Origin of the sequence: Mycolicibacterium hippocampi (genome assembly GCF_010723735.1) — a bacterium.
In the GTDB taxonomy this organism is placed as follows: domain Bacteria; phylum Actinomycetota; class Actinomycetes; order Mycobacteriales; family Mycobacteriaceae; genus Mycobacterium; species Mycobacterium hippocampi.
Genome location: NZ_BLLB01000002.1, coordinates 5,641,990 through 5,655,373 on the forward strand (window position 1 = coordinate 5,641,990; position 13,384 = coordinate 5,655,373).

Genomic DNA, 13,384 nt, shown 5'->3' on the forward strand with positions numbered 1-13,384 from the left:
AACTTCAGCTCCTAAACAGAACAGGGATGTCGGTGTGCCGAGATCATCAGATGTCGCCGCCACGCCAGCGCATGATCTGGTCGGAGGTGGCGACGTCGGTGGGTAGCACGACCTGCGACACGCCGCTCTGCCACTGGCCGACGAGGAAGTCCCCCTTCGGGCTACCATCTTCGTTCCAGCTCAGGTTCCCGAGCACGGTGTCAACGCTGTTGCCGCGCAGCCAATCTGCCAGCGCCATCTGATCGTCGAACGATCCGACTCCATTGATGGCGGCGGCGAGCACCTGACCCGCGGCGAACCCGTCGGCGGCATCCTCAGGCGGACTCTGGCCGAACTTCGCCTCGAATCGCTCGACGAATTCCCGGTTCTGGGTGGTATCCGCCAGCGTGCTGTAGCTCGACGAGAAGAACACACCCTCGGCATTGTCTGCGCCCACCGCGTCCAGGTACTGCTGCCCATAGGTGGGCGAGCTGCTCTGATACAGGAACGCCGGCTGGTAGTTCGCGCGGTTCATCGACCGGATCATGTTGACCCCGTCTTCGAATTGCGCTCCCTGAAGTACGATTTCAGCTCCGGCATCACGTATTGCGTTGACCACTGAATCGAAGTTCTTGGTGGTGGCCGGGTACTGATCCTTGTATACGGTCTGAATGCCTGCCGCGGAGAGGATCTGCTCGGCGCCTTCGACGACCGGCCCGGCGAACGGATCATCAAGGGATGGGTACGCGGCAGTCCTGGGACGCTGATCGGGCGGCAGGTTGGCGATCCACTCGGCGAACACTTTCGCCTGATCGGTGGCGATGGCCTGCTGCGAGAAGAAGATGTGCTTGAAGCCACGGTTGAACATGTCCGGAGAACCGCAGGACGGGCAGACGAAGAGCATCTTGTTCTTCTCGGCGATGGCCGAGGCCGGGATGTTCAACAGCGAAGATTGGCTGCCGAGCAGCAGGTCGACCCCATCTTGGGAGATGAGGTTGTTGTAGTTGCTGACCGCCGTCTCCTGTTGGGTGGCGTCGTCTTTGACGATGATCTCGACCTGCTTGCCCAACAGTCCGCCGGCCTCATTGGTCATCTCGACCCAGGTCTCGTACCCGCGTTGGGTGTCGAGGCCGCCCTGACTGAACTCACCGGTGAGTGGAAGCGACGCACCGACCCGGATGGTGTCGCTGTCACCACCTCCATCAGCGGAACACCCCGTAGCAGCCAGCGCGATCGCGGCGGCTGCCGCGACCCCGCGAAGAGCAGTGGTTATGCACATGTCCAACCTCTCTGTCAGACCGATTGCCCGACCAGAGCCAAACTGTTGCGTAGCTCACCTGCAATCGATTGCAGTGAATCGTCACACACGTCTGCAGCGAGTGTCAACGGCTGACCGAGACCTGTTTCAACGGACGCGGCGATTTTGGCGCCCGGCGACTACTTGTCGGCCATTTCCATTCACTGGATTCGGATAGCGGCCTATAGTCGAATGCAATCGATTGCAAAAAGTCGACCACAGACCCTCGGAGTGATCATGACGACGACCGACACCGCGGTCCGCACGCCCGGCACGCTGGAACGCAAGGAGTGGGGAGCATTCGTCGACGGCGGCTTCGTCCCCGTCGGCGACCAGGAGACCTTCGAGGTCGTCGAGCCATCAACTGCCCGACCGCTGGCCAGAGTGGTCTCCGCCGACGCGGCACTGGTCGACCGGGCCGTACAGTCGGCCCGCCGGGCCCTGCCGGCCTGGCGGGCGCTGTCGGGCCGCCAACGCGGCGCATACCTCAAGCAGGTGGCCGAGCGGATCCGTGCCCACGCCGACGAACTCGGCGAACTCGTCTCCCGCGAAAACGGCAAACCCAAGCGCGACGCGCTGGCCAACGACGTCTCTTTCAGCTCCAACTGTTTCGACTTCTTCGCCGGCCTCGGCGACAGCCTGCCCGGCGAGATCATCGATCAAGGCCCCATCGAAACCCGCGTCCTCTACGAACCCTACGGTGTCGTCGCGTGCATCCTGCCCTTCAACTGGCCACCCATCCACTTCGCTAAAAAGGGTGCGCCGGCATTGATCACCGGCAACACCGTGGTGATCAAGCCCGGCGAACAGGCGCCGCTGACGGTGCTCCGCCTCGTCGAGATCGCCAACGAGGTGTTGCCGCCCGGGGTGCTCAACGCGGTGCCGGGACTGGACGCCGGTGCCGCGCTGGCCGGACACCCCCAGATCGAGAGGATCAGCTTCACCGGGGCGACGGCGACCGGGCGGCGCGTGCTGGAAACCGCGGCGCAGAACCTCACCTACGCAACCATGGAACTCGGCGGCAAGAACGCCCTCATCGTGTTCCCTGACGCCGATCTGGACCTCGCGGTGGAGGTGTCCATCGAGGGGATGTTCTACAACCAGGGCGAGGCGTGTACGTCCACCGCGCGAATCCTGGTGCACGACGACGTGTACGACACGTTCTTGCAGCGTTTCGCCACGGCGTCGACCGCCCTGGTGGTCGGCGACGGTCTCGATCCGCGCACCGATGTCGGCCCGATGGTGGATGCCCGACAACGTGACCGCGTACTCGGCTATCTACAGACCGCACTCGAGGAGGGCGCGCGGGTGGTGGCCCAGGGTTCGGTGCCCACCGATGCGGTGTACGCCGACGGCTACTGGGTGCCGCCGACGGTGCTCGCCGATGTGACTCCGGATTCGACGGTGGGTCAGGAAGAGATCTTCGGACCCATCGCACTCGTGATGCGCTACTCGACCATCAACGAGGCGGTCGACATCGCCAACGGCACTGCCTACGGACTGACTGCGGCCATGATCACCCGGGATGAGGCGCAGGCCTGGCAGGTCGCGCAACGCCTGGAAGCAGGCATGATCTTCGTCAACAACTACATGCGGCGTTCCTTTCTGGGATCCCCGTTCGGCGGCATCAAGGGCAGCGGATTCGGGCGCGAGAACGCGCCGGAGACATTGCATGAGTTCGTGCGATCCAAGGCGGTGCGTTTCCGGTCCGGCCGGGGCGAGGTCCCGGTGTGGCCACCCCGTGGCTGATTCCCCGCTCTCGGTTGAAGTCGCCGAACCTGCAGTAGCTCGATGATTCTCGTCATTGCCGCTTTTGTGTCGATGGTCGATCGTTCGGTGATGCCGACGCTGGTGCCGGTGATCGCCGAGGACCTCGGCGCTCCGATCGACGCGGTGGGTCAGTCGCTCACCGTCTACGCGGTCTCGTACGCCGCTCTGCAGTTGGTGTGGAGCACATCGGCGGCCCGGTACGGACGGGTCCGGGTGCTCGTGGTGTCCACCGCACTGGCGGGACTGGCCAATGTCGGGTCGGCGTTGGCAACCGACGCGCTGATGTACAGCGTCATGCGGGGGCTCGCGGGCGCGGCCTTCTCCGCGACCATCACCACAGTGCTGATCTACTACGGGGACACCCTCGCGCTCAGGCAGCGTGCCGTCGCGACGGCGAACCTCGCGGCCGCGATCTCACTGGGCCTGGCCGCGGGAACCCTGGGCGCAGGAGTGGTCGCCCAATGGTTCGGTTGGCGATGGGTTTACGCAGTCGTCGCAGCCTTCTGTGTCGTGTTGACCGTCTGCCTGACCCGCCTGGCGGAGTCTGCATCAGGAACAACGGAGCGGCTACTGCCGTCCATCAGGCGGCTGGCCGGGAACCGTTGGGCTCTGATGATTCTCGTTTTCACCGTGATCGAGGGCGCTCTGCTGATCGGAGTGTTCAACTACCTCGCAGTCGCTCTGCAGGCCACGGGAGTCAGCGTCCTGGCCGCAGGTCTCGCGACTGCCACGTTCGGCGTCGCCGTCGTGCTCGTGAGCCAACTCATGAAGCTCATCCTAGGGCGGTGGCCGTCGTGGGTGCTGATGGTCCTGGCAGGGCTCTCGATCATCGGGGCGTACACCGCTGTCGCCATCGATGTCTCGATCGCCGGTGTGGTCGCGGCGGCGTCGCTGCTCGGTCTGGCGTGGGCGCTCGGTCACACCACGATGCAGACCTGGATGACCGATGCCGTCGCTGACGGTCGGGCGATCGGGATGTCCTTCTTCTCCATAGCACTGTTCGTCGGCGCGTCGATCGGCGCAGCGGTGGGAAACCTGGCTGCCGGCGGGCACCGCTTCGGCTTGCTGTTCGCGGTGAGCACCGTCGTCGCAGTGGGGTACGCAATCGCCACAAGCATCGCCCGTGCCAGATACGTGGAGCGCGAATGAATCCGTCAGCCGAGCAGAATGCCGTCTCGCATCACATCGTCGTACCGCGATGTCAGGCCGTCGAGCTCGGGAACAGGCAGGAACCGGCGACGAAGCTCCACGAGCGTGCTGAGTGCTGCCAGGTCCACCGTTCCGTCAGGGATCAACCCCCGTGCCGGATCCCGCAGTAGCGCGACGTGTTCGACCGCCAGTCCCGTTGCAAGACCGAGCAACCGGGTAGCGGCCTCGGCGGCTTCGCGCTCGAGTGCACCGCTACCGATGGCATCCGCCGTGTCGGCCAGCGCCTGCACCAGCCTGTCCACCGCATCGGCTGCTGGTGCCTGTCGCATGCGGGCCACGACTGTGCCCAGATAGGGGCCGAGGCAGGTGACGTCGGCCAGTAGCAAGCATCCTTGCGCGCGGGCGGCGAGTTCATTGCCGGCGTTGAGGACCGTCACGTCACAGCCCCCGGTGTGTAACGCGTTGGCCCGCTGAGGTGTTGAACCGAGTGCGACGATCTCGACATCGTGTTTCGAGAGGCCGAGTTCCTCCAGCAGCGCGTAGGCGACGAAGGCAAAGCCGGAATTCGGGACATCGACTCCAAGGCGTCCGCCGCGCAGGTCGGCAGGAGCGGCGACATCGGGGCGCACACCCAGACACAACCCGAGGCCGCGGTCGATTCCGGCGACGATCTCCACATCGAGCAACTCGCCCAACGGGTTCGCGGGCAGGAATCGGTAGGCCAACACATTGTCAGGACTGGTGAATACGGCGTCGTACTCGCCGCCCCGCAGGGACGCGAACTGGGCGGGCGACGACGGCACCGGGACGTCACTGACCTCCAGATCGGCGTCCGCCAGCCGACCGGTGGAGCGCGCGACGTCGAGAAGTACCGAGGGGCTGAAGACCCCGAGCGTGAGCTGATCCATCGGCTGCAATCGATTGTAGTGACAGTTTTCTGCAGCGTACCTGTAGCGCCACCCTGCCGACCGTCGAGTCCGTCAGCCCCCGACAGCTGCGGTGGAACCGCGAACCAACAGCGAAACCGGCAGCGTCACCGTCACACCTTCCTGCTCACCGGCATCGATGCCGCGCAACAACAACCGGGCGGCCTCCGCTCCGATTTCCCGCAGGGGCATGTGCACCGTCGTCAACGGCGGCCAGAAATCCTCCGCGAAGGGCATGTCGTTGAACCCGACCACCGACACGTCTTCCGGGCAGCGCAGACCTTCCGCCCGCAGCCTTCGGATCAGGCCGAGCGCCACCAGATCGTTCCCGGCGACCAACGCGGTGGGACACCTGCCCCGGCCCGCCAGGATCTGATCGGCGACGTCGAAACCAGCCTCGATGGTCAGTCCCGAGGCGTAGATGGTGCCGTGCTCGACACCCGCCTTGGTCGCCGCGACTTCGAATGCCTCGGCGCGTGAGCGAGTGGTCGAGAAATTCAGAGGACCAGCTGCATGGACGATATGTCGATGCCCGAGGTCGAGCAGATGGGCCAGCGCCAGGTCGATTCCGTGTGCATTGTCCCCGGAGACCAACGGAAACCCACCCATTCCCGCGCCGCGGTTCACCAACACGACAGGCACATCAGCCGCCGTCGCCTCGTCGATGACGGTGTGATCGTCGAGCCGACCGGTCGCGAGGATGAAACCGTCGACCCTGCGCTGTAACAACGATTCGAGAACCGAGATCTCCACGTCGTCATGGGAGTCGGTGTTCGCGATGAGCACGGTGTACCCCTGCGCCTGCAACACGTGTTCGATGCCGCGGATGATGGGCGGAAAGATCGGGTTCATCAGATCGGGAATGATCACGCCGATCGTCATCGACCTGCTGGTGCGCAGTCCGCGCGCCATGGCGTTCGGTACGTAACCGAGTTGGCGCGCCGCGCGCTTGACACGCTTGAGCGTCTCGGCGTTGACCTGGTCCCGGGTCTGGGCGTTGAGCGCGCGCGACACGGTCGCCTTGTGGACCTCGGCCAGGCGTGCCACGTCATCGATCGTCACTCGCCGCGGCATGCTCGGAGCTCCCCTACCCTCCCTGGAGCCCGGGCTGATGGGCTCCGGAGTCAGATTACCGCCCGATGGCTGCAAACAAGCCGAGGCGGTGCAATCGTTCGCAGCCACCGCCGGGTTGTTCGCGACCTGAGTGGCCACCGCTAGGCTGCGAACCTGATGACGGTTCACAGGCTGGCGCCCTACGCGGTGACGATCTTCGCCGAGATGTCGGCGCTGGCGGCACGGATCGGAGCCGTCAACCTGGGGCAGGGTTTCCCCGACGAGGACGGCCCGCCGGCGATGCTCGCGGCCGCGCAGCACGCGATCGCCGAGGGCGTCAACCAGTACCCGCCCGGCCTGGGCATCCCCGCGCTACGACAGGCCATCGCCGATCAGCGCCGTCGTCGCTACGGCACCGAGTACGACCCGGACACCGACGTCCTGGTGACCGTCGGCGCCACCGAGGCGATCGCCGCGTCGGTGCTGGGACTCGTCGAGCCAGGTTCCGAGGTCCTGCTGATCGAGCCGTTTTACGACTCCTACTCCCCGGTGATCGCGATGGCCGGCTGTCACCGCCGCGCGGTTCCGATGCGGCCCGCCGGCCGGGGTTTCGCCATCGACATCGACGGCCTGCGCGCCGCCGTGACCGCGAAGACCAAGGCGATCATCGTCAACTCACCCCACAATCCGACCGGCATGGTCGCCTCCGACGACGAGTTGCGGGCGCTGGCCGAACTGGCCGTGTCCGCCGACCTGCTGGTGATCGCCGACGAGGTCTACGAGCACCTCGTCTTCGACGGCAGGCGTCATCTCCCACTGGCCGACTACCCGGGAATGGCCGAGCGCACCATCACCATCTCCAGCGCGGCCAAGATGTTCAACGTCACCGGTTGGAAGATCGGATGGGCCTGCGGGCCGGCCGAACTCATCGCCGGGGTGCGGGCAGCCAAGCAGTACCTCAGCTATGTCGGTGGCGCCCCGTTCCAGCCCGCGGTGGCTCAGGCGCTGGCCACCGAGGACGCATGGGTGGACGCGCTGCGCGATTCATTGCAGTCGCGCCGCGACAGGCTCGGGGATGCACTGGCGGACATCGGTTTCGACGTCCACGACAGCGTCGGGACGTACTTCGTGTGTGCTGATCCGCGGCCACTCGGATACGACGACAGCACCGCGTTCTGCGCGGAGCTACCGGAGCGTGTGGGGGTGGCCGCCATCCCGATGTCGGCGTTCTGCGATCCCGCCGCCGAACATGCAGATCAGTGGAATCACTTGGTGCGCTTCGCCTTCTGTAAACGTGACGACACTCTCGACGAGGCGATCCGGCGGTTGCAGACGCTGCGGCGCAGATGAGTGTTACTGGGCTGTAGGCCGCATCACGCGCTCGCGCAGGTTCTCCAGCGCGACGTCGAGAACCATCTGCCTGGCCCGTCTCACCAGGAAATTCGGGTACGGCGCTGCCAGATCGAGAATCAGGTCGAACCGCACCCGGGTCTTGTCCTCGCCGACCGGTACCAGGTTGTACTCGCCGTGCTGTCCCCGTTGCTTGAACGTCTCCGCCGCATCCCAGACCACCCAGTCCTCGCCCCAGTGGTACTCGAGGATCTCCCGGTCGGAGATGCCCATGATCTTGACCGTGGCCCGGACATGATGGGGACGCCCGTCGGGGTAGCGGTCGAGAACCTCGGCGTCCTTGTGCAGCGACGACCACGAGGCCACCGCGTCGATGTCGGCCAAGGCATCCAGAATCGCCGCAGGCGGTGCCTCGATCACGACTTCACTGGAAGCGCGTACCGCCATACTGGCAAATCGTAGTCAGGTGATCGGCCTTGCGCAGAGGTTTCCGCAGCTAACCCCCGGTCACCACCCGATCCGGTCGATGGGGGTCGCCCCACGCGGCGGTGCGGCCGCCGGGTCCGGCGGGGTACGCGAGAACCGCGGTGCCGGCGCGGCCTGGTCGACGCCGTTGCGGGTGACGACGGTCTCGCGGGCCCGAAGGTGTTCGCTGTGTGCCGCTTCGGTCCAAGTGAGGACCGGGGTGACACACGCATCGGTCCCAGCGAAGATCTCGGTCCACTCGTCGCGGGTCTTGGTGGCGAACCGTTCGGCGAACAGCTTCTGCATGTCGGGGAAGGCTGAGCGATCCATCTGGGCGGGCAGGGATTCGGCCGACAGACCGAGGCCGGTGAGAAGCCGCGCATAGAACTGCGGTTCGATCGCGCCGACCGCCATGTACCTGCCGTCGGCGGTTTCGTAGGTGCGGTAGAACGGTGCGCTCCCGTCGAGCAGGAACGACTCCCGCTCGTCCTTGAGCGTGCCGGCCGCCTTCATCGTCCACGCCATCTGAGCCAGCACGCTGACCCCGTCGACCATGGCCGCGTCGATCACTTGTCCCTTGCCGGATCGCTCGCGTTCGTACAGCGCGGCGACGATGCCCACCGATGCCAACATCGAGCCGCCTCCGAAGTCGGCGACCAGGTTCAGCGGCGCCACCGGCGGCCTGTCGCGGTAGCCGATCGCCGCCAACACCCCCGTCTGCGACAGGTAGTTGATGTCGTGACCCGCGGACATCGCCAGCGGGCCGTACTGGCCCCACCCGGTGACCCGGGCGAAGACCAACCTCGGGTTGACGGCCTCACAGTCCTGCGGCCCGATGCCGAGCCGCTCACAGGTACCCGGCCGGAAGCCGTCGATCAACACGTCGGCTCTGGCCACCAGCGCGAGCAACGCCTGGCGGTCCGCCTTCAGGTCCAGGTCGATCACCCGCTTACCGCGATGCATCAGGTCGACGTCCTCGGCCGGCATCTGCAGGCCGCCGGGACGGCGCACCCGAACCACGTCGGCACCCAGATCGGCCAGCATCATCGCGGCGTGCGGGCCCGGGCCGATCCCGCCTAGTTCGACGACCCTGACCCCGGCGAGGGGCCCTCCGCTCACCCCTTGATGACCTTGAGCACCTGCTTGCGCAGACCTTCGGTGGCAGTCTCGACGCCGCCCTTCATCGTGCGCTTGAGGATGAAGCCGGGCATCGGCACCGACAGGTCGATCGCGATGTCGAACCGCACCCGGGTCTTGTCACCCTCCGGGGTCAGCGTGTAGCCGGCGTCCTGGGCCTTGAGCTGGCCGGCTGAGACAAGCGTCCAGGTGACCTCCCTGTCGCCCCAGGTGTATTCGATGACCTGCTCGTCGGTCAGGCCCGCAGCCTTCACGGTCATCTTGACCCGCTTGGGCCTGCCGTTGTCGTAGCTCTCCAAGATCTCCGCCTTCTGGTACTGCGGCGACCAGCTCGGTGTCGCTTCGACATCGGCGATGACGTCGAGGATCTGCTCGGGTGTTGCTTCGATCACGACTTCGCGGGAGTCCTTGGTTGCCATGGCGCGAACGATAGACCACGCCACAGGCTGTCCGGAACGGCTTGCCGGACGGTAGCCCGGATCTCGCGCCGCCGCTGAACCAATCACCGCGCGCTGGGTAACCGTTTGTCGTGACCGCGTCCTTCAAGCCCGCCCATGTATGCAGCGTTCGGTCCCCTCGGCGGGCGAGGGGACCGAACCGTGTGGGATGTTCTGACTAGTCGGAGTCGCTCGAACCGGAATCACTCGAGCCGGAATCACTCGAGCCGGAATCGCTCGAGCCGGAATCGCTATCGGAGCTACCGGACTCGGAGCTGCCACTGCCGGGTTCGCTGTCGCCGGTGGCTCCGCTGCCGCCATCGTCGCCCGCGGCGTCGCCACCGCCGGAGCCATCGTCGGACGCGTCGGCCTCATCAGCGGCGAGGCTGTCCTCCAACGCCGACGAGTCTCCGGCATCGTCGGTCTCCTCAGCCGCGAGACCGTCCTCGGATGCCGAATCCTCCTCGACACCGTCGGACTCCTCGACCAGACGCTTCTTCGTACCGGAAACATCCTCGGCATCCACGACTTCGGCCTCGCCGGCGACCTCAGATTGCTCCGCTGCCGATTCCTCCGTAGAACCCTCGGACGCATCGCCGGTCTCCTCGGTCACCGAGGCGTCGACGGCGTCCGCGGCACGTGAATCCCCATCGGCACTCGCCGTTGCGGTTTCGGTGTCAGATGGTTGCTCGCCTTCGGTGTCCGCGCTGGCCAAGATGGCCGGAGGAGTGTCCGCCGGCCCGGTGGTCGCCGATTCCGGGCTCTCTTCCTCCGGAGCGATCGCCTCCGCGATCGCCCTTGGCAGGGTCACGACGAGGGCGTGGACGAGTCCGTCTTCGGAGAACAGGCCGGGGAATTCGGTTCCGGCCAGATTGGTGTAACCATTGAGAACCGCACCGGTGAGGGCGGCGGGAATGTTGATGATCGCGTTGAGCGCCGCGCCGACGTCGCCGTCACCCAACGAATCGAACGTCTCCTGCAGGCTGTCGCCGAACGCGTTGACCGGTCCCAGCACCGTCCCGAGCGCTCCGAGGGCGATCGGCAGCACCGTCGCCGGGTCGGTGACGGTCTGGACGACGTTTGCAAAGTTCTGCGCCATCGTGCCCGGGATCTCCAGCACACCACTGTCCAGTACAGGAAAGGCCACGTTGAGCACCGGCGAAAGGAACAGCGCCTGGGTCGCCGTTTCGATGGCACCGGCGATGTTGCCCGAGGCCAGCTCCTCGGCGGCGGTCTGCAGCTGGGCTCCCAACCCGAAAGCGTTGTCCGGGGAGATGTACTCGATGAAACCGTTGATGGCACCCGCTCCCGCCGAGACCACGGCCTCACCGTTGCCGAGCTGATTCAGGATGAACTGGCGGAGTATCGGCGCCGGGTCCGAGAGCACCTCCTCGCCCAGCGTGGCCACGTTGCTGTAGGCGGACGTGACGACCTCGGCCCAGGCAGTGATGGGGTTCGCCGTCGTGGCGAGTTGCAGGTCGGCGGTCGACACCGTGACGGCAGATTGGGCGTTCACGCCGGGAGGACCGAGCGGTGCAGCCACCACCGGTGACACGGCTATGACGCTCGCGCCTGCCAGTGCGACTCCCGAGGTGAGGTAGGACTTCGCAGCACGGTTCATCTTCTCTCCTTTACGTGAACGTGATTTGTGCCACATCGCAATTTACTCGCGGGTAAGCCCATTGATGTCGGAATTGAGAATATGCAACGCGCATCGTGAATTTGATAAAATACCTGTTCAAGTCGTTACTAAGCGTTACTAATTAGCTAATTGGGTTCCCTTAGGTATGCCATTTGTCTAGTCGGGCAAATTTCGCGTGACCGATGATGGATCAGGCTCTCCACCACGCCCGGAAGCAACCTTTCAACTTCGCTGCACCATGGCGCCTACTGCCACTTTTCCGCCGCACAGCGCTGTGACGGTCGTCACGGGACTTTGCCATCCGGCGGTGGCGAGGTCTTCGTCGCCGGCACGAGCCGAAGCCCGCCGACTTGGCAGTGGGCAAACGCTTCAGACGGGTCACGTCTTGTTAGCTGCAGAAGTTTCGCGCGCCCCGACGCCGCCCCCGGCGTTCGCCAACCAACACGGTGTCCCCCTCAGCCACTGTGGTAGCTGGAGACTCCCGAGGCGATGTTCGCCAACCCGGCGTCAGCCGCGGTCGGCGAGCACCTGTTGGGCGGCGTTGTAGCCGGGAATGAAGGTGATGCCGGGGCCACCGTGACATCCTGCGCTGGCCAGGTACAGTCCGTCGAGTGGAATCGGTTGGTCCACATATCCTTTCGCCCCGGGACGGTTGGGGCCCATCTGCTCGGGATGAATCAACCCGTGACAGTAGTCGCCGCCCGGGGCACCGAACATCGTGCCCATGTGTTTCGGGGTGAACGTGGTGTGACGCGTGATCAGGCTCTCGAAGTCGGGCGCCAGCCGGGTGATCTTCTCGATCACCCGGCGACCCATCTCGGCCTTCATATCCCCGTAGCTCGATTCGCTCTGCTCGATCGGGAACCACAGCGAGAACGCTGAGGCCGCGTGCTTGCCGGGCGGCGCCAGGCCGGGATCGTTGGCCGACGGGATCTGCAGTGCGATGGCGGGGTCGGCGGGAACGATCCCGCGCCCCGAATCCTCCCACTGCCGCTGCAACTCTTCGGGCGTGCTGAAAATCCCGATGGCCGACTGGTAGTCGGGGTCGTTGAGCACCTCGTAGGGCTCGGCGAACGTCGGCGGTCCGTCGAGCGCGAAGTGCATCTGCAGGTAGCTTCCCCGATGATCGATGTGCGAGAACCGTTCCCGGATGTCGGCCGGCACCGCGGTGGGGTCGATCAGGCCGTTGACGGTGAGATCCGGTGCGACAGCGGAGACGACCACCCCAGCGCTCACGGTCGACCCGTCGTCCAGCCGGATGCCGCAGGCGCGGCCGTCGCCGACGAGGATCTCCTCGACCTTGCTGCGCAGGCGTAACTGACCGCCCGCGGCGGTGAACAGTTGCAGCAGGTGTTCGGTCACCGCGCCCATTCCGCCACGGAACTTCTTGATCAACGTGGCGTTCTCGTCGGGCACCGCCAGCCCGAAAGCCAGTGCCGCTGCGCTGCCCGGGGTGGCGGGACCCCGGTAGGTGGTGTTGACGGCCAGGAAGGCCAGCATTCCGCGCAACGCGCCGTGCTTCTCCCGGTCCGGGAGGTACCGGTCGAGCACGTCGCTGACCGAGCCGAACAGCATGTCGTTGATCGCCTGCCGTTCGAATTCGTTTGTCGCACAGGCATACATCTCGTCCAGGGTTTTCGGTGGCTGGGCGGCGTCGAACCGGCCCAGCGCCCTCGTCGGAGCCTGGCACCACGCCATCAGACCAGCCATACCGTTGACGGCTTCGGCGCCGTGCACCTCGTTGAGGTGGGTCAGCAGCTTCATCGGGTCGGTGTAGTAGATAACGGGGTCGTCGCCGACGCCGCGCAGTTGCACCGACATCACCTCGAGGTCGACCGTGGGCAACTCGTCCAGTCCGAGCGCGGCGCTGACGACCGCGGACGTCGGCACCTGTACCGAGCCGGCGATCTCGAACCGGAAGCCGTCGAAGAGCTCGACGGTGGAGGCCATTCCGCCCGGATAGAGCTTGGCGTCCAGGCACAGGGTCCGCAGTCCTGCCTGCTGCATCAGGGCAGCGGCGGTGAGGCCGTTGTGTCCGGCGCCCACGACGATGGCATCGAAGTCCGTCATCGCCCGAGGCTGACACGGTGCCTCAGGTTTTGTCAATATTGACGAAACTCTTTCCCAGCCGGAACGGTATTCCAGGCGAGAAAATTCGAGAAGACGCCTGCTGGAATAC

11 protein-coding genes are annotated in these 13,384 nt (G+C 65.6%); 3 read left to right on the forward strand and 8 right to left on the reverse strand.

The window, feature by feature from the left end; all coding sequences use genetic code 11:
* Positions 1-46: 46 nt before the first annotated feature.
* Positions 47-1,258, reverse strand: coding sequence for an amino acid ABC transporter substrate-binding protein (locus tag G6N53_RS28090; RefSeq protein WP_163894732.1), 1,212 nt, complete (start codon positions 1,256-1,258; stop codon positions 47-49).
* A 255-nt stretch (positions 1,259-1,513) separates the two neighbouring features.
* Between G6N53_RS28090 and G6N53_RS28095 the strand changes: the two genes are divergently transcribed.
* Both G6N53_RS28095 and G6N53_RS28100 read left to right on the forward strand, forming a co-directional pair.
* The gene (locus tag G6N53_RS28095) at positions 1,514-3,025 is read left to right on the forward strand and encodes an aldehyde dehydrogenase family protein (protein WP_163894735.1); all 1,512 of its coding nucleotides are present in this window, start codon (positions 1,514-1,516) and stop codon (positions 3,023-3,025) included.
* A gap of 42 nt (positions 3,026-3,067) precedes the next feature.
* A complete protein-coding gene (locus tag G6N53_RS28100; RefSeq protein WP_163894737.1) occupies positions 3,068-4,195 on the forward strand; it encodes an MFS transporter in 1,128 nt (375 codons plus the stop codon).
* Between the two features lie 5 nt (positions 4,196-4,200).
* Here G6N53_RS28100 and G6N53_RS28105 read toward each other — a convergent pair whose 3' ends face one another.
* Positions 4,201-5,103, reverse strand: a complete 903-nt coding sequence (locus G6N53_RS28105) for an ABC transporter substrate-binding protein (protein WP_163894739.1) — start codon at positions 5,101-5,103, stop codon at positions 4,201-4,203.
* 72 nt (positions 5,104-5,175) lie between these two features.
* Positions 5,176-6,195 (reverse strand): LacI family DNA-binding transcriptional regulator, encoded by a 1,020-nt coding sequence (locus G6N53_RS28110; RefSeq protein ID WP_163894741.1) that lies wholly within the window; start codon positions 6,193-6,195, stop codon positions 5,176-5,178.
* A gap of 156 nt (positions 6,196-6,351) precedes the next feature.
* Between G6N53_RS28110 and G6N53_RS28115 the strand changes: the two genes are divergently transcribed.
* Complete coding sequence (locus G6N53_RS28115; RefSeq protein ID WP_163894743.1) at positions 6,352-7,524, forward strand: pyridoxal phosphate-dependent aminotransferase; 1,173 nt, start codon at positions 6,352-6,354, stop codon at positions 7,522-7,524.
* Positions 7,525-7,527: 3 nt separating this feature from the next.
* Here G6N53_RS28115 and G6N53_RS28120 read toward each other — a convergent pair whose 3' ends face one another.
* The 5 genes from G6N53_RS28120 to G6N53_RS28140 form a co-directional block, all read right to left on the reverse strand.
* Positions 7,528-7,971, reverse strand: coding sequence for an SRPBCC family protein (locus G6N53_RS28120; protein ID WP_163894745.1), 444 nt, complete (start codon positions 7,969-7,971; stop codon positions 7,528-7,530).
* 60 nt (positions 7,972-8,031) lie between these two features.
* Positions 8,032-9,108 (reverse strand): CaiB/BaiF CoA transferase family protein, encoded by a 1,077-nt coding sequence (locus tag G6N53_RS28125; RefSeq protein ID WP_163894748.1) that lies wholly within the window; start codon positions 9,106-9,108, stop codon positions 8,032-8,034.
* Entirely contained in the window at positions 9,105-9,545 is a 441-nt protein-coding gene (locus G6N53_RS28130) for an SRPBCC family protein (RefSeq protein ID WP_163894750.1), read from the reverse strand. The genes G6N53_RS28125 and G6N53_RS28130 overlap by 4 nt, the downstream gene beginning before the upstream one ends.
* Before the next feature lie 196 nt (positions 9,546-9,741).
* Positions 9,742-11,184: a hypothetical protein gene (locus G6N53_RS28135; RefSeq protein ID WP_163894752.1), complete on the reverse strand. Its 1,443-nt coding sequence runs from the start codon at positions 11,182-11,184 to the stop codon at positions 9,742-9,744.
* A gap of 528 nt (positions 11,185-11,712) precedes the next feature.
* A complete protein-coding gene (locus G6N53_RS28140) occupies positions 11,713-13,275 on the reverse strand; it encodes a phytoene desaturase family protein (protein WP_205390483.1) in 1,563 nt (520 codons plus the stop codon).
* Positions 13,276-13,384 lie beyond the last annotated feature (109 nt).